Source organism: Arcticibacter svalbardensis MN12-7 (assembly GCF_000403135.1).
Lineage (GTDB): Bacteria > Bacteroidota > Bacteroidia > Sphingobacteriales > Sphingobacteriaceae > Arcticibacter > Arcticibacter svalbardensis.
The window spans coordinates 52,758-72,460 of record NZ_AQPN01000110.1; the positions used below are offsets into that span (position 1 = coordinate 52,758).

General features: G+C 36.9%; 21 protein-coding genes. 12 read left to right on the top strand and 9 right to left on the bottom strand.

From position 1 onward, the window contains the following. The first annotated feature begins 587 nt into the window (after positions 1 to 587). Positions 588 to 749 carry an SDR family NAD(P)-dependent oxidoreductase gene (locus ADIARSV_RS22670; protein WP_016196506.1) on the top strand — a complete coding sequence of 54 codons (162 nt, stop codon included), beginning with the start codon at positions 588 to 590 and terminating at the stop codon, positions 747 to 749. A 784-nt stretch (positions 750 to 1,533) separates the two neighbouring features. Here ADIARSV_RS22670 and mnhG read toward each other — a convergent pair. The 7 genes from mnhG to ADIARSV_RS15315 are packed head-to-tail and all read right to left on the bottom strand — an operon-like array spanning position 1,534 to position 7,251. Then, on the bottom strand, positions 1,534 to 1,917 hold the full coding sequence (gene mnhG, locus ADIARSV_RS15285; RefSeq protein WP_052017032.1) for a monovalent cation/H(+) antiporter subunit G: 384 nt from the start codon (positions 1,915 to 1,917) through the stop codon (positions 1,534 to 1,536). Further along, entirely contained in the window at positions 1,914 to 2,186 is a 273-nt protein-coding gene (locus tag ADIARSV_RS15290; protein WP_016196509.1) for a monovalent cation/H+ antiporter complex subunit F, read from the bottom strand. The genes mnhG and ADIARSV_RS15290 overlap by 4 nt, the downstream gene beginning before the upstream one ends. Further along, positions 2,183 to 2,641: a Na+/H+ antiporter subunit E gene (locus ADIARSV_RS15295; protein ID WP_016196510.1), complete on the bottom strand. Its 459-nt coding sequence runs from the start codon at positions 2,639 to 2,641 to the stop codon at positions 2,183 to 2,185. Before ADIARSV_RS15295 ends, ADIARSV_RS15290 begins: the two co-directional genes overlap by 4 nt. 24 nt (positions 2,642 to 2,665) lie before the next feature. Then, positions 2,666 to 4,168: a proton-conducting transporter transmembrane domain-containing protein gene (locus ADIARSV_RS15300; RefSeq protein WP_016196511.1), complete on the bottom strand. Its 1,503-nt coding sequence runs from the start codon at positions 4,166 to 4,168 to the stop codon at positions 2,666 to 2,668. Then, positions 4,165 to 4,524 (bottom strand): Na+/H+ antiporter subunit C, encoded by a 360-nt coding sequence (locus ADIARSV_RS15305; protein ID WP_016196512.1) that lies wholly within the window; start codon positions 4,522 to 4,524, stop codon positions 4,165 to 4,167. The genes ADIARSV_RS15300 and ADIARSV_RS15305 overlap by 4 nt, the downstream gene beginning before the upstream one ends. A gap of 2 nt (positions 4,525 to 4,526) precedes the next feature. Continuing rightward, a complete protein-coding gene (locus tag ADIARSV_RS15310) occupies positions 4,527 to 4,940 on the bottom strand; it encodes a Na+/H+ antiporter subunit B (RefSeq protein WP_016196513.1) in 414 nt (137 codons plus the stop codon). Position 4,941: 1 nt separating this feature from the next. Beyond that, a complete protein-coding gene (locus tag ADIARSV_RS15315) occupies positions 4,942 to 7,251 on the bottom strand; it encodes a putative monovalent cation/H+ antiporter subunit A (protein WP_016196514.1) in 2,310 nt (769 codons plus the stop codon). Between the two features lie 275 nt (positions 7,252 to 7,526). Here ADIARSV_RS15315 and ADIARSV_RS15320 point away from each other — a divergent pair, with 275 nt between their 5' ends. From ADIARSV_RS15320 to ADIARSV_RS15335, 4 genes are all read left to right on the top strand, one after another. Then, on the top strand, positions 7,527 to 8,171 hold the full coding sequence (locus ADIARSV_RS15320) for a phosphatase PAP2-related protein (RefSeq protein ID WP_016196515.1): 645 nt from the start codon (positions 7,527 to 7,529) through the stop codon (positions 8,169 to 8,171). A 75-nt stretch (positions 8,172 to 8,246) separates the two neighbouring features. Continuing rightward, positions 8,247 to 8,735 carry a type 1 periplasmic-binding domain-containing protein gene (locus ADIARSV_RS15325; RefSeq protein WP_016196516.1) on the top strand — a complete coding sequence of 163 codons (489 nt, stop codon included), beginning with the start codon at positions 8,247 to 8,249 and terminating at the stop codon, positions 8,733 to 8,735. Between the two features lie 104 nt (positions 8,736 to 8,839). Then, positions 8,840 to 9,532 carry a chitosanase gene (locus ADIARSV_RS15330; RefSeq protein WP_016196517.1) on the top strand — a complete coding sequence of 231 codons (693 nt, stop codon included), beginning with the start codon at positions 8,840 to 8,842 and terminating at the stop codon, positions 9,530 to 9,532. A gap of 60 nt (positions 9,533 to 9,592) precedes the next feature. Further along, positions 9,593 to 10,414: an alpha/beta fold hydrolase gene (locus ADIARSV_RS15335; protein WP_016196518.1), complete on the top strand. Its 822-nt coding sequence runs from the start codon at positions 9,593 to 9,595 to the stop codon at positions 10,412 to 10,414. 128 nt (positions 10,415 to 10,542) lie between these two features. Here the strand turns inward: ADIARSV_RS15335 and ADIARSV_RS15340 are convergent, their stop codons facing one another. Together ADIARSV_RS15340 and ADIARSV_RS20760 are read right to left on the bottom strand one after the other, a co-directional pair. Next, positions 10,543 to 11,043 (bottom strand): DinB family protein, encoded by a 501-nt coding sequence (locus ADIARSV_RS15340; protein ID WP_016196519.1) that lies wholly within the window; start codon positions 11,041 to 11,043, stop codon positions 10,543 to 10,545. Between the two features lie 315 nt (positions 11,044 to 11,358). After that, positions 11,359 to 12,123: a helix-turn-helix domain-containing protein gene (locus tag ADIARSV_RS20760; protein ID WP_016196520.1), complete on the bottom strand. Its 765-nt coding sequence runs from the start codon at positions 12,121 to 12,123 to the stop codon at positions 11,359 to 11,361. Between the two features lie 100 nt (positions 12,124 to 12,223). Between ADIARSV_RS20760 and ADIARSV_RS15350 the strand changes: the two genes are divergently transcribed. The 7 genes from ADIARSV_RS15350 (at position 12,224) to ADIARSV_RS15380 (ending at position 19,487) form a co-directional block, all read left to right on the top strand. Next, positions 12,224 to 14,599: a TonB-dependent receptor gene (locus ADIARSV_RS15350; RefSeq protein WP_016196521.1), complete on the top strand. Its 2,376-nt coding sequence runs from the start codon at positions 12,224 to 12,226 to the stop codon at positions 14,597 to 14,599. Between the two features lies 1 nt (position 14,600). After that, positions 14,601 to 15,818, top strand: coding sequence for a DUF4374 domain-containing protein (locus ADIARSV_RS15355; RefSeq protein ID WP_016196522.1), 1,218 nt, complete (start codon positions 14,601 to 14,603; stop codon positions 15,816 to 15,818). A gap of 51 nt (positions 15,819 to 15,869) precedes the next feature. Next, on the top strand, positions 15,870 to 17,186 hold the full coding sequence (locus tag ADIARSV_RS15360; RefSeq protein ID WP_152439916.1) for a PepSY-associated TM helix domain-containing protein: 1,317 nt from the start codon (positions 15,870 to 15,872) through the stop codon (positions 17,184 to 17,186). A gap of 2 nt (positions 17,187 to 17,188) precedes the next feature. Then, positions 17,189 to 17,902 (top strand): hypothetical protein, encoded by a 714-nt coding sequence (locus ADIARSV_RS15365; protein ID WP_016196524.1) that lies wholly within the window; start codon positions 17,189 to 17,191, stop codon positions 17,900 to 17,902. A gap of 442 nt (positions 17,903 to 18,344) precedes the next feature. After that, positions 18,345 to 18,773 carry a Gfo/Idh/MocA family protein gene (locus tag ADIARSV_RS15370; protein WP_016196526.1) on the top strand — a complete coding sequence of 143 codons (429 nt, stop codon included), beginning with the start codon at positions 18,345 to 18,347 and terminating at the stop codon, positions 18,771 to 18,773. Between the two features lie 143 nt (positions 18,774 to 18,916). Further along, complete coding sequence (locus ADIARSV_RS15375; RefSeq protein ID WP_016196527.1) at positions 18,917 to 19,237, top strand: hypothetical protein; 321 nt, start codon at positions 18,917 to 18,919, stop codon at positions 19,235 to 19,237. Positions 19,238 to 19,292: 55 nt separating this feature from the next. Next, positions 19,293 to 19,487, top strand: a complete 195-nt coding sequence (locus ADIARSV_RS15380) for a hypothetical protein (protein ID WP_040300298.1) — start codon at positions 19,293 to 19,295, stop codon at positions 19,485 to 19,487. The last annotated feature ends 216 nt before the right edge of the window (positions 19,488 to 19,703 follow it).

Genomic DNA, 19,703 nt, shown 5'->3' on the forward strand with positions numbered 1-19,703 from the left:
AGTCAATCCAAGGTTTTTGGCATACCATTCGTTCATCTCTTGCGGATTATCGCATTTAAAAATACGCCACCAAGGCCTGTTACATTTTTCATATTTAATGATGTTATACGATTAAAAATTGATGTTCAATGATAGAAATATTTTTACAGTGTATTAATAATCAATATACTGTAAAATGTTTTACGTCCATTGATTTTTTTTTAATTTACGGTCTTTTTGTATTATTAATCTGTTTCCAGACCTTACTAATATTTGTGTCAAATTTTATGTTATTCTCATTTTGATTATAAAAAATCTCATTTAGGCTACATGCCTCCATGGGCAGCAGTTGATCTTTGTTGCGTTGTTAATTAAAAACATAAAATTATGTTACATCAAAATGAAACTTCTGGTGCTGTTTTAAAATCAAATCCTGATAGATCTTATAAAGTTTGATTCATTGCAGGCACATCAAGGAGGATTGGGCATGCTTGGGTTGAAGCTGCTTTAAAGCGTGGCGATAAGGTTGCTGCTAAAGCACTTAAACTGGAAATTATTGCCTACCTGAATGAAAAGTATGGTGAAAATGTGCTGACGCTGAAGCTGAGGTGACTAAGCCCGAGCAGGTAAAGTCTGCTGTAAATAAAGCTCATGCTCAATTTGGAAGGCTTGATATTGTTTTCAACAATGCCGGATATTACCTTGTTGGCACTATTGAGGAAGCAAGTGCAGATGAAGTGGTAAGTTTGAAGCACAACCTGCTCATTTGATCGATATTCTTCCAACTTAGGTTGATCTAGGCAGAGTAAAATACCCCCTGGAATATAGTGGAAACAAGATTCAACGTTATGAAGGAGTGAGTTTAAAACCTGCATTTACCGGTAAGTCCGTTAATCGCAAACAACCGATTTGCTGAGAACATGAGGAAAATAAAGCACTTCGTGAAGGTAACTGGAAACTGGTTGCAGAAAGATCTGAGAAATGACAGCAGTACAATCTTGAAGACGACCGTTCAGAACTTCACGATCTACTTACACGATATTCTGAAGTTGCATCGAAATCAGAGACAAAATATAAGGAATGGTTTATACGTATTCATGCAGAAGAATAGGTGGAGCCTTGAAATAAATGGTTTTACAACTATGAGAAAGTGAAGGGTGGTGAGGTATCATCTCAATTAAAGTAAAAAGAATAATTTATATTGATCAGTAGGCTCTTCCGTTACATCGTCAGGCAATGGAAGAGCTACGCTTTTTCATAAAATCGAAATAGATGTAAAAATTAACATCTGCTATTCCTAAAGTAAATCAGTTTTCTGAAATAAGCGTTATAAATAAAACAATAAGGCTCCTTCAACGTGAATCAATGGGAGCCTGATTTATGTAAACCCCTATATTTTTTAATTGGATTTTTGGTAATCTCTATGGCCATATACACTTGATTTCAACAAGACTTTGACTTCTTGTCGTCGACATCACGGATTTAATCTTATAATTTACCTTATAAATCTATTTTTCACAGTTATCAGGTTATAAATGAAAAGGAATTTATATTTTAAATTTCCCTGTTAGGAGCAGCGTGATCTTGATTATCAGGAGAACCATCTTCTTTTTTGTCAGACAAGTCATCAAGTTCATCAATAAAAGTACCTTTCCATTTAGCAACTCCCGTATGATAAGCGGTTCTGCCAATCATGTGAGCGGCTACAGGAGTAGTTAATATTAAAAAGAAGACAATGGATAAAGCTTTTGTCGTCACAGATGCATCCGGAAATACATATGCTGCACAAGCCAATAATAAGCCAACACCGAGTGTAGAAGCTTTGACCGTTACCGATAGACGTAAATAAAAATCCGGCATTCTTAGTATTCCTATGGATGCGAAAAGGATAGCCAGAGAACCTATCGTACTCACTATAGCAATTAAAATAGATGTCATTTTTTTTCTTGTTTATCCAGGTAAAATGAAAAGGCAATAGTTCCTAAAAATGCAATAAGAGCAAAAATCATAGCCACATCTAAAAAGATGGCCTCAGCCGATCTGATGCTGTACACCGTTATCAAAGCAATACCAATCGTAATCAACAAGTCTAATGCAACAACACGATCAACTAATTCCGGACCTTTAAACAGGCGTATAAATACCAGAATTACGGTTACTGTTAATATTGGGAAAATGACATAGTCGAAGTAGAGATTTAAAGTCATCTTAATATTTCTAATAGTTTTTTCTCAAAGCCATTTTTCATCTGTGCTATAAATATTTCTTTATCTTTCAGATACATGACATGAATATAAAGCGACTTTTTATCTTCGCTGATATCAAGGACCAATGTGCCTGGGGACAGGGAAATGATGGTTGATAACAGATTTATTTCCATGTCTGAAGTGGCATCCAGCGGATAACATATTATGCCCGGGGTGAAGAAATATTTAGGCGTAATCACGTCATAAGCTACCTGAATATTTGCAACAATAATATCATACAAAAAGTACAATATAAATCCAATTGTTTTCGGTATGCGATTGAAATAGCGTTGATCTGTCTCCTGCCTGTTCATTAACCACAGGATAAAAAAACCGATTAAAAAGCCGAAGAGAAAATTAGAATAATACAGCGAACCAGTAAGTGCCACCCATATAAAGGAAAGCAGAAGGTTCATTAAAAAGTGTTTAATCATAATCGTCTATTTACCTAATACTGCTTTAATATATGGAGATGGATCTAACATTTCATTTGAAATTCTATTCGCTACCTGAATAATAAATTCCGCATAGAGTCCTATAAAGAGAGAAGTACATGCCAGTATCCCAATTGGAAGTATCAACAAAGTTTTTTTAAATCTACTTAAAGGTTGAAAACTGTCGGCAACTATCTCATCTGTAGATGCTTCTTTCCAGAAAACTTCAGCCCAAAGTTTAGCTATTACATATAATGTAATAAAACTGGCAATGATCAGACTTGCTAAAAATAGGTAGCTTTTACCTGCAAATGATGCTTCAAATAAATAAATTTTAGGCCAGAATCCGGAAAGTGGAGGAATGCCTACCAGAGAAAATAGTACCACAGCTATCAGCAAAGATATTTTAGGGTATTCTGCATATAAGCCACCAAGTTTGGACATATTCATTGTTCCTCGCAGCTTTCTGATCAAGCCCGATATTAAAAATAAATTAGTTTTGACCATAATGTCGTGTATCAGATAAAAAATGGCACCCATAAATGCCACTTTAGTGTATAAGCCGAGTCCCCCTACAATAAAGCCGATATGACAAACAATTAAATAGGAAAATAAATGGCGCATATTGTTTCTGATAATTGCCCCAAAAACTCCTGTTAAAATAGTCATAATAGCAAGTCCTACTAGAACAGTTTTTATAAATTCATTGGGGATAAATATGAGGGTAAACACCCTGAATAGCGCATAGAGTCCTGCTTTGGTGAGTAACCCTCCAAATATAGCGGCCACAGCGGATGGGGGCGTGTGATAAGAGGAGGGAAGCCAAAAATATAAAGGAAATACTGCGGACTTTATTCCAAAGCCTATCATGAAAAATATAGCCGTTAAGTTCACAATGTTTTGATCCTGAACTAAGGGGATTTTCAATGAAAGATCAGCCATGTTTAGCGTTCCTGTAATTCCATAAATGATGCCAATACCGGTGAGGAAAAAGGTTGAAGCCAGAATGTTTAAGGCCATATACTTTACCGCACCCTCTAGTTGTGCTTTGCGCCCACCTAAAGTTAACAGTACAAAAGATGCTATTATAATGACTTCAAACCATACATAAAGATTGAAAATATCGCCTGTTAAAAATGCACCATTCAGTCCCATAATCAAAAAATGGAACATAGGGAAATAGCCATAGTGCATTCTAGCTTTACCAATACCAACGGCAGAGAAAATAGATACTGCCAATGCGGCTATAGAGGTAAGCAATACGAAAGTGGAACTCAGGAGATCAGCTACGAATACAATGCCAAATGGAGCTTCCCAATTCGCTGCATTCATGGTTAGGATGCTACCATTGAATACATTAGTGAACAGGATAATTGAAAATATAAAGCCAATGATACAACCTGCGATACTTAATATGCGTTGGGTAATAGTTTTTGACCAAAAGGCCAGTTGTATTATTGCCGTGAATAAATGTACTACTACGGTAGCTATAATTTGATTATCAATCATAAATCTTCTTCTTCTTCAGGGGTATTTAAATCATCTAAATCATCAGTATTGATTAAGGCATATACCCGCTTTAATAAAACGATAGCAAAAGATGTTAAACCAAAACTGATTACAATAGCGGTCAGGATTAACGCTTGGGGAACAGGGTCTGCATAGATATCCTGAAATACCTTTAGGTTGGCCCCTATAATAGGAGGTTTGCCCTTAACGATGTTCCCCAATAGAAAAATTAAAATATTAGTGCCGTTCCCTAAAAGTATGATTCCTAAAAGAAGACGAACCATACTTCTTCTTAGGATTAAATATACTCCCGCTGCATACAGAACGCCAATTAAGAAGACCAACAGTAGTTCCATAATTAATGAGTATGTAAAGAGATGGTAAACAAAATGGTTAATACAACACCGATGACAACCAGATAAACACCTATATCGAATAGAAGTGCAGAGCCGAGCATTCCTATTACAGGGATGGGTTCATCGAGCCATAATCCGGTCATCACGGGTAAGCCAAAGAAAACCGGCATGAACATGGCTAAAGACGCAATCCCTAGTCCTATAGGGATCAGCGTTAATGGTTTATAGCGAAGAACTTTCATCGTATTCACAGTGCCATGAGCAAAACTATGTAGCACAAATGCGATAGATGCGACTAAACCTCCCACAAAGCCTCCACCAGGATAATAGTGTCCGCGGAGTAATAGGAAGACTGAAAATAACAAAAGAATAGGTAGCAGGTACCTGGATGCAGTTTGTAGTATGGCACTTCTCATATTAATCTTTTTCTGATGATTTTAATTTTAACCTAATCAAACTATATACACCAAGCGCGGCAATGCTCAATACAACGATTTCAAACATCGTATCCAAACCTCTAAAATCAACCAGAATTACATTGACTACATTTTTGCCCTTAGCAAGGGTATAGGCAAACTGACCGTAAAACTCACTGATTGTAATATCGGTAGGTACTTGCAATACTTTAATAGCTATTATTGATAATAAAGTACCAAATGTTATTGCCACAATTGAATCTCTGATAATTATTTTATTATTAGCCTGATTGATAAATGACGGGAGATTAAATAGTACGAACACAAATAAAACGACCGTTAAAGTGTCTATCGTAAATTGGGTCATGGCAAGATCGGGTGCACTGTAATAAACGAACATCAAACAAATTGCATATCCTATTGCGCTTGTTCCAACTACAGCTGTCAACCTCGACGATGTGGTTACTGTAAGTCCTACCGCCGCAATCAATATCAGTACATTAACGGCTTCATAAATACTAATGGGAGATAATTGAGTGTAATCAATATATATGGATCCGCCGATAAACAATTCATAAGCCAGCAGTGCTTCAGCAAAAATGATAATTTTGAGTAAATAGGATCTTAAAAAGCCATTGTGCATGATATTGGTATACCACGCTGAAAAATTAACAAACTTTTTGAATAGCTTTTTAGTGATATTTTGAGGGGAGACCTTATTTAAGGGCACTAATAAAGTCAGCTTTCGGCTGTCAGGTTTATTATAAAGGAACAAGATCGATCCTAATGCAAGTGTAACAAGGCTCAGCAGGAGCACTGTATTGAAACCATGCCATACTTGGAGATGAGCATTTACCGTTTCTGCAGACATGCTAGTTACCGCAGGGGAGACAATAAAGTAGCCTGCAACTGCAGGAAAAAGGCCAAAAGCCAATCCAAGTAAAGCTAAAATCAAAGGGGGGATCCACATCGATTGATCAGGTAAATGAACCTTTTCGTATTGCTGGGGCAAATTTCCAAGGAACGGTTTGATACCAGCCATAAACCCTGCTGCTACTAAACAAACATTGGTAAGTACGGCAGCGATCGTTAAATACAATGCTAGATGTTGCTCGGAATGTAAGGTCGCTTCATAGATCAGGTCCTTTGAAATAAAGCCAAATAACAGGGGCATGCCTGCACTGGATAATGCAGCTAACGTCCCTGCAATAAAAACCGGGAACAAAACCTTTCTTAGGCCCGAAAGCTTACTAAGATCCCTTGTTTCTGTTTCATGATCAATTATTCCGGTTGTTAAAAATAATGTGGCTTTGTATAACGCATGTACAACTGTAAATGTAATTGCCGCAATTAATGCTTCCTGTGTGCCGATGCCTATTAAAAATGTTAAAATCCCTAAAGCGGATATAGTGGAATAGGCGAGTACGGCTTTTAAATCTGTCCGGAATAAGGAGTGCAGTGCAGCATATATCATGGTAAAGCCACCCACTATCATTAACGTATAGGACCATGCAGATGTACCCCCTAAAATAGGAGTAAAGCGCGCTAGGAGAAATATCCCAGCTTTAACCATAGTGGCCGAATGAAGATAAGCCGATACAGGTGTTGGGGCCTTCATTGCATCAGGTAACCAGAAATGGAAGGGGAATTGAGCCGATTTAGTAAATGCTCCGATAAATACCAATCCCAATACTATTGGATACAATTCGTGATTTTTAATAATACTGGCGGATTCTATTAACTGCCCAATTGAATAGGTTCCTGCAATACTACCCATCAGGATTAAGCCCGCTAAAAGAAAGAAACCACCTAGTCCTGTAACGCTTAATGCCGTAATCGCACTTTTTCTTGAATCCGCATGGTCATTATTAAAGCCGATTAAAAAAAAGGAGCTAATACTGGTTAATTCCCAAAAAACGAAAAGAAGTATAATATTGTCAGACAGGACTATGCCCAACATGGAAGCCATAAACAGACATAGATAACCATAAAAACGATCTAAGTAGGAATGCCCCTTTAGGTAAGAGCTGGCATATATGAAAATTAATGAACCAATTCCTGTGATTAACAGGCTAAATAATAGCGATAACCCATCTAATCTAAGGTCAAAATTAATATGTAAAGAAGGGACCCATTCGTAACTTTCGTACAGCGTAATACCGGTACTTATAACAGGAATAAACTGCAGTAAATAACAAAATAATAAGATAGGCAGTATGGCAATAACAGCACCCCATTTAGTACGGAAATATTTTCCAAATGGAATGAAAAGACCTGATGTTATTAATCCTGATAATACAGTAAATAGCATTTAAAGGGAGTTTTTGAGGTTGAATTGGCCAAAATAATGAAGAATGATCACTCTTCTTGTATTATTATCGCTAAAAAAGGAGTTGTAACGCTTTATTTCTAATAATGTGATTTGCAGATCAATAACAAATTTACTCAAATCTTTCGATTTGCCTTTTCAATAGCTTACAACTTTCGTTAAGAAACTAGTCAATATTAAAATCAGTATTGATCCCTATTACTTCTATATTTGGCACCTCCTTAACATGAAATTCACCTCACATTTATGTGAAATTAATGAACGATAAGAAAGTTAATATCCTTAATGCTTCCCTGTCTGGAAGATGGGCCCTCGCCTGGTCCGAATCTCTTTTTAAGCAAAAGCTGCTATTAGCCATAGCTATGATGTTATGCCTTACCCCGGTTTTTCCTGTTTTTTATCAGTACATAGAAGCTCGACAGGGTTATGTGTACAATGACTGGTTACTAAATATTATCCCTGCAACTGATGTCTCCATACCCATTTTCACCATTACCTGGGGCATGGCAATCTTTTCGATCATAAGAGTGGTGCAAAGTCCTTCATTGCTTCTAAACTTAATGTATGGAATTATTGTATTGAATATCTCCAGGTTTATTACAATTTCTTTGGTACCTCTTAATCCACCTCAAGGGTTAATTGATATATGGGACCCAATTACAGACCTGTTTTACGGAGCTACCTATGTCACTAAAGATTTGTTTTATTCAGGACACACAGCAACCCAATTCCTGTTTTTTCTGATACTCCAAAAGAAAAGTGATAAACGACTCGCCCTGATCACCACTACTTTAATGGGGGTGCTGGTACTGTTGCAACATGCCCACTATAGTATTGATGTAATCTTTGCCCCAGCATTTACTTATCTGTGCTATTTATTAGCAAAGAAATTTGCGAATTAAAAGTTGAGAGAAATAGTATTGCTTAATTAAAGGTTTTAGTTCTCATGAAATAGCTATTTGATAGAATTAAACCTAATGCATAAATTGTTGATTGCCCCCAATGATAAATTACCTAAGGTTAAACAGATCGTTTATGAAGCGTTGTTATCAGCCGAAAAATCGCTTCAAACATATAAAAGCATTACAAATGTATTTCTAGAATTAAACAATCATCCTACTGAAACGCTGGAAGGAATCAAGCAGTTTTGTAAGGATTATAAAAAGAAATTTGCTATTGTTCCTGATGTCGACCAAATACAATTAAAAAAGGGTCAGGTATTCCTTACCCTTACTGAGTCAGCTTTGGCTGATCTAATCAAGATGGTTAGGTCTAAAGGATTAAAACTAGGAATTGATATTGGAATTATCTCCTTCAATGAAACGGTATTAAAGGAATTGTTAGACCTAACCGTTATAACCACCAACTTTGAAGAAATGAGTAATACTGCCGCTAACTTAATTCTGGATAAAGAGTTTAAGCAGGTTCGCAATTCATGTAAATTAATTGAAAGATCGTCACTATAAAGAACTTTAATGTATTTTTAAAATTTATTCCAGTCATTTTATGACTACTAATAGCTATTTCAGGATTGCGGAATTTTCATGAATTTGCCTGAAATAATTGTATTATGATTACCGCTACCACCAAAGATAAAACAGAAAGAATTGTTAATGTTTTTGAAACAGGTTCTACACAAGGTAAATATGATTCGTTGGTTAAATTGAAGGACTATACGGATGCTAAGACCAAAAGTAATATCGTTCAGATTACCTATGGCCGTTCGCAAACTACTGAATTTGGGAACCTCAAATCGCTGATTAATGTCTATATGCAGCATAATGGCATCTTTAAGAAGGAGTTGTTGCCTTATATAAACAGAATAGGTCAGAAGCCATCCCTGGCTTCTGACCTAACTTTTTGCAATTTGCTAAAAAAAGCAGGTAAGACTGATCCTGCTATGCAGGCTTCGCAGGATGATTTTTTTGATTCCTATTATTACTTGCCTGCTTATGCCTGGTTTAACCAAATGGGATTTAAGCTTCCACTGAGCCTCCTTGTCATTTATGATAGTTTTATCCATTCCGGTGGAATACTAAATTTTCTGCGTCAACGCTTCCCAGAAATGGTTCCGGTAAAAGGAGGTGACGAGAAGAAATGGACTTCTCAATATGTAGATGTTCGCGATGAATGGTTGAGAACGAATAAAAAAGTCATCCTTCAAAATACGGTTTATCGTACGGAATGTTTGAAGGAACAAATCAAGAATGATAACTGGGATTTGAAACGTCCGGTAGTGGCTAATAGAGTTACTGTGGCGTAATGCAGCGTGTATTGTGAAATTGAAATTGTTTTATTAATCAAAATAATCAAATCAAAACAAATGGCTACAATCAAAGTAAAAGACGGTACAGAAATTTATTATAAGGATTGGGGAACAGGACAGCCCCTTTTTTTTCATCACGGTTGGCCGCTATCCAGTGATGATTGGGACGCACAGATGACGTTCTTTTTACAGCATGGATATCGGGTTATTGCTCATGACCGCAGAGGACATGGTAGATCCAGTCAAACTTCCGAAGGGCATGATATGGATACCTACGCAGCGGATGTGGCTGAATTATCACAGGCACTTGATCTAAAAGATGCAATACACATCGGCCATTCAACTGGTGGTGGTGAAGTAATCCACTATGTGGCCAAACATGGAAAAGGACGTGTTGTCAAAGCAGTACTTATCAGTGCCGTTACCCCGTTAATGGTACAGACAGAAAAAAATCCGGAAGGCATTCCCATTTCTGTATTTGATGAAATACGAAATGGAACAGCAACTCAGCGACCACAGTATTTTTATGAATTTACCATTCCATTTTATGGATATAACCGCGACGGTGCAAAAGAATTGCAAGGTATTAGGGATAACTGGTGGCGGCAGGGAATGATGGGTGCAATAAAAGCACATTACGACGGTATCAAAGCTTTTTCGGAAACAGACTTCACCGAGGATCTTAAAAGTGTGGATGTTCCTGTACTGGTTATGCATGGTGAAGACGATCAGATCGTTCCATTTCCAATTACGGCACCAAAGTCTGTGAATTTATTAAAAAATGGAAAACTTATTTCTTATCCAGGTTTTCCTCATGGAATGCCAACTACAGAAGCTGCGACAATAAATGCAGACCTTTTAACTTTTATTAAATCTTAAAAGATTCTATATAAAGAGTATTAACAGAAGCTGATGTCAATAATAGCTGATGACATCAGTTTTTGTTAATACTCTTTGAAAATAACCAGTCAAATCTTTTACAATAACCAGTTAATTGGAGCAAATAACTATTCCATAGCTTGCATACCCATATTGGCCCACTCTTCTTTTGATGGTCCATAAATTCCAGGAACAGGAAGTCCAAGCATCCTCATTATCACAGTCATTTGTGCACGGTGATGTGTTTGATGTATAATCAGTACCTGCAAAATCTTTCCCTTTTCCCATTCCTCGCCGTACATATTTACTTTATCCTCAAGAGAAGAATCAGTCCATTTAGAATTTACTGCCTTACTAAGCTGTTCACAATAATCCTGATAGGTATTGACAAGTTCAACAATTGATTCAGGAATAGGACTATTTTCTAAATGATCAACAGGGAATAATCCAGCTTTGTGTCCCATCTCGGTAATGGTTTGAGTTAGATGCCATGCAAGTCGTTCTAATGAACGTACATTTTCATTAATTTTTACCTGACGTATTTCTTCTGTAATTACGTAAAATACTTTAATAGTACTTTCACTCTCATTTTTCCAGTCTGTTAAAAAATCGTAAATATTTCTGTACATAATTTAAGTTTTTTTATTTTTCATGTCAGGTAATTAACCAGACAAGAGCAAATATCGAAAATTAAATCATAACTAAAATTATTAGTGATAAAAAATTAATAAAACTAATTATTTTAGTTAATAAAGGGGTTTTAAATTGTAGCTTCAAATAGAAACAAGCGTTATTGGTTAGGTATTTTGAAAGAGCCTGATACCTGCCTTTTAGTAAAAGATTCCAGTAAGACTGCAGTAAGATTCCGATATAAGTCCGACTATAGCTAGTTTAAGTCGGACTTTTACCGGAAACTTACTAGTTTGAATCTGCTATCGATAAGTTCAGTAACTGCTAATTAATGCAGCAAATAAAGCTCCTAGTAGATTTATTCCTTTTTTGAAAGAAGAAGGTGAAAAGGTAAATTTTTTCTTAAATGCAGCAGAGAAATGGTTGGTGTGTTTATATCCAAGTTTGGATGCAATTTCCTTTAAGCTAACAGCATGTTCCTTACTTAATAATGCTTTGGCTTCCATCATTTTTAAATCTATGGTATACGTATAAATAGTTTTACCGAAAAGATCCTTAAATCCAGTTTGCATTTTTGTCCTGTTCATGCCGGCCACCATGGCTAAATCTCCAATGGAATAATTTTTACTCAGATTTTTTTCAATAAGTTCTTTCAGCTGATGAAATAACATTTTTTCCTTTTCGGTCCATTGGAATTCAGAAGTTGCTATTGAGGCAGTAGATAAAACTTGAATGACTAACTCACATACTTTAGTTTGCAGATATACCTTTTTGAATTTCGGATGACAGGAACAATGAAGAATGTCAGTGATTATATTTAGGATAGGAAGAGATGTTTTTTTAGTACCTGTTAGCTGATGATCGGTTATTTTTAGAAATTCCTCTTTAGACAAAGTAATTTCCATCAAACATGTATTAGTTATCAAATTATCGTTTTTAGCTGGTATTTCAGTCCACAAAAAGTCTGTTATTTTAATGCTTTCACTTGTAAAATAAAGATTAACCAACGGGTAATCAGGTTGTTGAAAGCCGAAAGGCAGTATCTTCTCTTTTGAATCTTTAATTTCTACCTTAAACATATTCCTGCTAAATCTGTATGCATTCCTGCAAAATTCGTATAAATAATATTCTATTTTTGGCCAAGTTAAGAATTAGTCTAAATAAGAACAAACAAATTTTATGCATATTTTACACAAGCAGGTATATTCAATCTTCCTTTACCTTTTCCTCTTCATCGGTATCTGCAATGCAAGTGCTCAACAAAAATATGCCTTTTCTGGTCGTGTAATAACTAAATCAGGAGTTCCTCTTACAGGGGCTAGTATCAAAATAACAACGGGTGGTAATTCGGCAGTAACTAATGCCGACGGTAAATTTTTTATTCAAAGTCTCCCATCTGGGCATTATAAATTCAAGATCAGTTATATTGGTTATAAGGAATTAAAAGAGGAATTAACACTGCCGCTTAAAGACAATCAGTCTATTTTCTTTACGCTGCAGGAAGAGGAGAACGACCTGTCGGAAGTTGTAGTTACAGGACGTACCGTGGTTCAGGAAACCAACAGGCAGGCTTTTAATGTAACTGCTGTCGACGCTAAAAAACTATATAATACAACACTCGATATTTCTGGGGCCCTGGATCGGGTTGCTGGGATCCGAGTAAGAGAATCGGGAGGAGTGGGGTCAAACTTCAATCTTTCTTTAAATGGCTTTTCGGGAAATCATGTCAAGTATTTTATTGATGGCATACCGATGGACAATTTTGGGACTTCTTTCCAGATTAATAATATTCCGATCAATATTGCAGATCGGATAGAGGTTTATAAAGGAGTTGTTCCGATGTGGTTGGGTTCTGATGCGCTTGGAGGAGCGATTAATATTATCACGGCTGATCGTTATCGTAATTATGTAGATGCTTCTTATTCATTCGGATCCTTTAACACGCATAGAAGTGTAGTTAATGCCGCTATGACTTCCCAAAAGGGTTTTACTGTACAATTGAATGCATTTCAGAATTACTCAGACAATGATTATAAAGTAGATGTCGAGGCATCAGATATTTATACCGGGGCTTATGCTGCTGAAGCCTCATTAAGGCGATTTCATGATACGTATCATAATGAAACGTTTATTGCAAATGTGGGGGTAGTGGATAAAAGTTATGCGGACAAGCTTTTGTTCGGTATTACCCTGGGTCAGAATTACAAAGAAATACAAACAGGTGCCCGAATGGTTACGGTGTTCGGCGGATGGCATAGAAGAGGGAATACCATTATGCCTACTTTGAAATATAAGAAAGAAGATCTGATAAAAGGACTGGATGTCACGATTAATGCCAATTACAATTTGGGAAAGGAACAGAACATCGACACGATGAATGTCAGATATGACTGGTATGGCACTACTAAACCGAATGGTTCAAATGGCGAGAGCTCAAGAAGTTTATATGAATACAAGAATAATAATGGTTTGGCAACAACGATGTTAAATTACCAGATCAATGACAATCAATCCCTTTCATTAAGTAATGTATTCAGCACATTTAACAGAAAGGGAAGTGACCCTCTTAATCCAGGCAATGCTCAGTATGAACTAACTAAGAAAACGAATAAAAATGTTTTAGGGTTAGGCTATAGCTTTGATGTAAAAAGTAAATGGAGTGCTACCGTGTTTGGCAAATTTATTAATCAGAATAGCATAAATGGGGGTGGCGCCGCGGCAGGAAATGATAACGTAAGCAAATTTGGTTATGGTGGAGCTACAACCTATTTTATTAAGCCAAACTTACAATTAAAGGCGTCGTATGAGTTAACTAACCGTATGCCTGAGGCATATGAAATATTTGGTGATGTGGAAAATCAGGAAGGGAACCCTGGCCTGAAACCAGAGAAAAGCGCCAACATCAATCTGGGGATGAACTATAGCTTTTCTTTAAATGAAAACAGCTATTTGTTTTTTGCTGCAAACGCTATTTATAGAAATGCAACTGACTTTATCTATAACAAATTAAATAATAATCAATCAAAATTAGTAGCTGATAACAGAGAGGGTGTCCGCACTTGGGGAGGTGATGCTGAAGTCAGGTATTCTTACAAGGACTGGCTTACAGCAGGTACGACCTTCACCTATCAGTACTTGCAAAACCTTCAAATGTTTGAACCCGGATATACCGGAGTAAGTATTGTTTACAAAGATCAGATGCCCAATATTCCCTATCTGTTCGGTAACAGTGACGTTTCTGTATCACTTAAAAACTTTGGCAAAAAGGGTAATAATTTAAATATAGGGTACAATTTATTATATGTACATGCCTTCTGGCTCTACTGGCCCAGTCAGGGAGGTAAGGGAGTAAATGACGATAAAAAGGTTATTCCTGAGCAGCTTTGTCATGACCTTAACCTGGTCTACAGTCTGGCAAAAGGCCGGTATAATATCGCATTAGAGGGTAAAAATCTTACCAACGCTTCCCTTTACGATAATTTCAGTTTACAAAAACCGGGTCGCGGTTTCTATTTAAATCTTCGCTATTTCTTTAATAAAAACAACAACAATTAATATGAAAACAAACATTCTAAAAACATGTGCAGCACTGGCAATTGCAGTCGCGATAACTTCTTGTTCTAAGTCAGATAATGGACCTTCGAATCCTGGTAATTTTATTGTAGCAGTTACTCCGGTTGCCTCTACTGGTGTTGCCGATTATTTACTAACTACGAGTAGCCTGGACACCGGTAAGATAACCACTGTTGGAAGCGGAGTAGAGCAGGATGGAACATACCGGTATTATGTAACACATAACAATAAATTTTTCAGTATGCTTTATGGACAAGGGAATCCGGGAGCTGTAACAACCTATAGTATTCTTAACGGTCAGTTAAACAAGCTTTCAAATTTTCAGACTGAAACAGTTCAGGCATTTGCCCCTGTAAATGACGATTTGTTATTGATTAAAATATCCAGAAACATAACAAACCCTTTGTCTAGCTGGTATCAGGTAAATACAAACACGTTGTTGATAACCGCTGAGGGAACCATCAATACGCAAGAACCATCTCATAATGGAGAAACTGCTCATTTTAGCTGGATCAAACAGGTAGGAAATAAAGTGTTTGCTCCTTATTTCTCTATTAAGGGACTCCCTGGGGCTGCATTTGAAACAAATTACCCTGACAGTGCATGGATTGCGGTATACAGTTATCCGGAAATGAAATTGGAGAAGGTAATTAAAGACAACCGGACCAGCTTTATCGGTCGATATTTCACGGACGGATTAGCAGTAGTTGAAAATGGAGATACGTATGCCTTTTCATCGTCCGTTGCAGTAACTAATAAGGTATTAAGTTCCACAAAACCATCCGCTATAACACGTATTAAATCTGGAACAACTGAATTTGATCAGAGTTACTTCTGCGATTTTGAGTCGATTTCCAACGGGTATGTCATAACCAACTGGATTTACATTGGCGATAATAATTTTGTAGTGAATGCCTCTCTTAAAGCAGAAAAAGGTGCTTACACTGTTGGAACTACTATTGGTATTGTAAACGTACTGAACAAAACCTTTACTCAGGTAACAGGAATGCCTGATGTTAACGATATTCAAGGTATCACAAATAATAATTACACCCCTAAAGATGGAAGGTACGCCTACATTGGTGTGAATTTGAAGAGTGGATTGGGCTATGTATATAAAATAGATGCTACCAATCACACGGCCACTCAAGGGTTAAAAGTTGAGGGTGGATTAATTACTGCCATTCAACATTTACAATAATTAAAAAACTTTATCTCACTACATACTAAAAAAACAATGAAGCCTGTCAACATGAACACAACCTCAAAAAAGAAAAGCGCGGATTCTCTTTTTATTAAGATCAACAAGTGGCTCCATCTTTGGTTGGGACTTGTATCGGGCATCATTGTTTTAATAGTATGTTTAACAGGCTGTATCTGGGTTTTTAATGATGAGATTACCGGTTTGCTTGAACCGGAAACTAAAGTAGAAAAGCAGAATAAGCCTGTTTTGCAACCCTCGCAAATAGGTGCTATAGCCGCTCATCTTTATCCTGATAAGGTGCCAGCTTATGCTTTCTATCAGCAAGGGCGCGCAATTAATTTGACACTTAAAGATCCAAAAGAACAAGGTCGTAGAGGTGGTGGCATCAGTATTCATATCGACCCTTATACAGGAAAGGTAGTTAAAACCGATGTCCGTAAAAAAGGCGATACTGATTTTTTCAGGTTTATACTAAACGGCCATCGCGCCCTTTGGTTACCTTATACTATTGGACGACCTATTGTGAATTATGGCACCCTTATATTTGTGGTGTTACTTATTACCGGATTGATCTGGTGGTATCCCAAAAAACGGAATAACTCTACGCGTGATAAAAGCTTTAAAATTAAATGGGGCGCTTCGTTTAAACGAGTAAACCTGGATCTGCATAATGTAGTTGGCTTTTACTCGCTGCTATTTTTGCTTGCTATTGCGCTTTCTGGAATGGTATATGGCATCAAGTGGTATAGAGAGGGGCTCTATTGGGTCAGTACTGGAGGAGAAACATTGGCCGAATATAAGCGATTAGAATCTGATTCGCTTCAGGCAAAGAAACACTACACTCCGCAGCAGGCTATGGATAAAGCATGGCTAACTGTAATCACCAGGCATCCGAAATCAGCTGGTTTTTATTATAATTTCCCGGACACAGCTCATTCAAAATCTACTATAGGAATTACTGTTTATCCCAACACTGGTCAGTTTTACAATAGTCAGGGTTATACATTCGACCAGCATACCGTGCAAGAGCTTAAGCGTGAAGATATTTATTCAACGGCTTATGCAGATGCCGGATTCGGGGGTAAATTAAGGAAAATGAACTATGATATCCATGTGGGCAGTATTCTTGGTTTTCCTGGTAAAGTAATCGCTTTTCTAGCTTCTCTTATTGGTGCCAGCTTACCTGTAACGGGTTTCCTGATCTGGTATGGTCGAAATTTCAAGAAGAAAGGTAATAAAAAAGTGGTATCGGTTAACGCTACTGATAGGCTTCCTTTGAAAAGACGAATTAATATAGTAAAGAATGAATCGGAGCCCGTTTTGGCTTCAACAAGCAATAATCTTTTGAATACTAAAAAATCATAATAATGAAAAATATAAAAATAATGATGCTGATATTTCTACTCAGCTTTGTTTCCAATAGCATCTTTGCACATGCGTTATGGATAGAAACTAAATCAACAGGTAATGTTGGTCAAAAACAGGTTGTAAAGGTATTTTATGGGGAGTTTGTAAGTAATGAGAGAGATAGTGTGGATAAGTGGTATTCAGATGTAAATGAATTCAGTTTATGGCTTGTTGGTCCTGATCAGAAGAAAACACAGATTGCTGTAGTTCCCGGTGTTAACTTTTTTGAGGGTGCATTTACTCCGGTGCAAAGTGGTGCTTACACTGTTATGGTAAGTCATGAAGCGAAGGAGTTGGGAGGTTTAACTAAATATCATTTTCTTTCCAGCGCAAATATTGTGGTAGGAAAAGTGCTGCCTACAGCGACTCAAAACACGAACGTACTTAAACTTCATGTTGATGCTGTTTTAACAGCAAAAGTCAATAAAATGGTTCAGGTAAAGTCATTCCTTAATGATCAGGTGGCGAAAGGTAAAACAGTGGCTGTATTTACTCCCAGTGGCTGGTCTAAAGAACTAAAAACTAATGATTATGGAGTAGTGGAATTTGAACCTCTTTGGGCAGGTAGGTATGTTATTGAGATTAGTGATATGGATAAAACTGCTGGTAAGCATCATGGCAAAGACTTTAATGCTACATGGAGAGGGGCGACTTACAGTTTTGAGGTAAAATAAATATAAGGTTTGGCAATCTAGTTAATCTTAGAATAGCTAATGTGCCCTTATCTGTTTGAAATAATGTGTTGTAGAAAAAACTATCTGTTCAATGTAATAGCGCACAAGAATACATTGGGTTTTATTAATTGAATATAAATTTGTTCCTTAAGAAATCGTGAATAGTCATATAGCTTTTTGTCGCAAAAGTGCCTGTAATTGTCTTAATCAACCATTTGTGGTTAGTTTAAGATAATTAATTTTGTAGGATAACGAAGCAAATAAGTCATGAGAAAAATTATTGTTACTACATATTTAAACCATGGATGGTGTGCTTCAGGCACCTGTTACTGGGGAGGCGCATATATGAAATATTTGCAGCACACTGGCCTTATCAGAATAATGACCCAATAGCCGAAACATTTAACCGGATCCAAAAGTATGTAGTAGCTACAACACATGGATGATGAAAGGGCAGAGACCAATTGCGGTAACAGCCGTTACGAGACATTACAAACCTGAAGTTTATCCTAAAGTGGAGGACGATGCTACTGTGATTTTGGAGTATCCAGGAGCAACTGGTCTTATTGAAGCATCATGGAACTGGCCCTTTTCTATTAAGGATATGGAAGTTTTTGGAGTAAGTGGTTATCTGCATGCGTTGGACGATGTGAATATCAACAGTCTGAACCGTGAAAAGATCTCTAGTAATCAAAAAGCTAAAGATCTGCCTACACAGATAAAGGATCCCATCACTTATTTATCTGCAGTGCTCCGTAATCAAGTTTCGGGTACTGACGACCTTTCTTCATTAAAATATAATATGATCGTAATGGAAATTCTTGATGCTGCAAAGAGATCAGCGGCAAGTGGTAAAAGAATTGTTTTATAAGATCAGGTTGATCTAAATAGACAACAGTTTAAAATGTTCTAACTGAAATTATGAATAGATATGTCCTACTTATTTGGATTTAAGCTTTATTAAGTAGATGATAGTACAACTATTCGGAAGAACAGGTATATTCGCCAAAAATTATGGGTTACGCAAAAGAAAGAGGAAAGCTTGAAAAGCTGGTTATAAAGATTGCAGGTATAGCTGCTTATGATGAGAAAAGTATGGCTGTTCTTATTGATATTCATGAGAATTACTCCCACACCATCAGAATCTTAAAGAATAAGCAACCGGATAGTTTTGGCGATTTATACAAAAATGAATTGCAGGAGATTAATCAAGCTAAAAAGGCTGTTAAAGAAGCAAATTCGGATGAAATTCGTCAAAGTAACTTTGTCTTATATAAAGATACATTGGTACGCGTTTTGGAAAAGACCATTCAGATTGCAAAAGCGATTTTATAATAAGCGATAAATTTATAGCTGAGATTCAAGTTCGGCCAGTCTTTTTTTGATAAAAATGAAAGGGACTGATTTGTGTATCACACCATCGGTCCAGGAGGGAAGTGTCAATTCCGTTATTATACTTGCTAAGCGAAATACAACAGATCTACAAGATCCACCAGCAGGTGTTGCTCGTCCTGAATATGACATGATCTTACGCATGCGGCCTACCGTCTATGCTAATACGAAGTTATCTACTCAGAAACTGTAGTCATTACTCCAGTTAAAAGGCCTGTTACAGCATCTAAAACAGTGATTTTATATCAGCAGATGTGTGGAAGTTGTCATGGTAATGATTGCGGAGAACGGACCGTGCTAAAGGCTTATTGGCAGCTAAACTGCTGTACGGCTCAACTAAGCCAGCTCTGTTCATACCATTACGAATGGGGATATGCTTAAGGGAATGCCAGCATGGAACGGGGCAATT

Excerpts from the sequence above, each read along its gene's own strand:
- mnhG (WP_052017032.1), bottom strand. The coding sequence starts at position 1,917 with ATGACATCTATTTTAATTGCTATAGTGAGTACGATAGGTTCTCTGGCT.
- ADIARSV_RS15290 (WP_016196509.1), bottom strand. The coding sequence starts at position 2,186 with ATGACTTTAAATCTCTACTTCGACTATGTCATTTTCCCAATATTAACA.
- ADIARSV_RS15295 (WP_016196510.1), bottom strand. The coding sequence starts at position 2,641 with ATGAACCTTCTGCTTTCCTTTATATGGGTGGCACTTACTGGTTCGCTG.
- ADIARSV_RS15300 (WP_016196511.1), bottom strand. The coding sequence starts at position 4,168 with ATGATTGATAATCAAATTATAGCTACCGTAGTAGTACATTTATTCACG.
- ADIARSV_RS15305 (WP_016196512.1), bottom strand. The coding sequence starts at position 4,524 with ATGGAACTACTGTTGGTCTTCTTAATTGGCGTTCTGTATGCAGCGGGA.
- ADIARSV_RS15310 (WP_016196513.1), bottom strand. The coding sequence starts at position 4,940 with ATGAGAAGTGCCATACTACAAACTGCATCCAGGTACCTGCTACCTATT.
- ADIARSV_RS15315 (WP_016196514.1), bottom strand. The coding sequence starts at position 7,251 with ATGCTATTTACTGTATTATCAGGATTAATAACATCAGGTCTTTTCATT.
- ADIARSV_RS15320 (WP_016196515.1), top strand. The coding sequence starts at position 7,527 with ATGAACGATAAGAAAGTTAATATCCTTAATGCTTCCCTGTCTGGAAGA.
- ADIARSV_RS15325 (WP_016196516.1), top strand. The coding sequence starts at position 8,247 with ATGCATAAATTGTTGATTGCCCCCAATGATAAATTACCTAAGGTTAAA.
- ADIARSV_RS15330 (WP_016196517.1), top strand. The coding sequence starts at position 8,840 with ATGATTACCGCTACCACCAAAGATAAAACAGAAAGAATTGTTAATGTT.
- ADIARSV_RS15335 (WP_016196518.1), top strand. The coding sequence starts at position 9,593 with ATGGCTACAATCAAAGTAAAAGACGGTACAGAAATTTATTATAAGGAT.
- ADIARSV_RS15340 (WP_016196519.1), bottom strand. The coding sequence starts at position 11,043 with ATGTACAGAAATATTTACGATTTTTTAACAGACTGGAAAAATGAGAGT.
- ADIARSV_RS20760 (WP_016196520.1), bottom strand. The coding sequence starts at position 12,123 with ATGTTTAAGGTAGAAATTAAAGATTCAAAAGAGAAGATACTGCCTTTC.
- ADIARSV_RS15350 (WP_016196521.1), top strand. The coding sequence starts at position 12,224 with ATGCATATTTTACACAAGCAGGTATATTCAATCTTCCTTTACCTTTTC.
- ADIARSV_RS15355 (WP_016196522.1), top strand. The coding sequence starts at position 14,601 with ATGAAAACAAACATTCTAAAAACATGTGCAGCACTGGCAATTGCAGTC.
- ADIARSV_RS15360 (WP_152439916.1), top strand. The coding sequence starts at position 15,870 with ATGAACACAACCTCAAAAAAGAAAAGCGCGGATTCTCTTTTTATTAAG.
- ADIARSV_RS15365 (WP_016196524.1), top strand. The coding sequence starts at position 17,189 with ATGAAAAATATAAAAATAATGATGCTGATATTTCTACTCAGCTTTGTT.
- ADIARSV_RS15370 (WP_016196526.1), top strand. The coding sequence starts at position 18,345 with ATGATGAAAGGGCAGAGACCAATTGCGGTAACAGCCGTTACGAGACAT.
- ADIARSV_RS15375 (WP_016196527.1), top strand. The coding sequence starts at position 18,917 with ATGGGTTACGCAAAAGAAAGAGGAAAGCTTGAAAAGCTGGTTATAAAG.
- ADIARSV_RS15380 (WP_040300298.1), top strand. The coding sequence starts at position 19,293 with ATGAAAGGGACTGATTTGTGTATCACACCATCGGTCCAGGAGGGAAGT.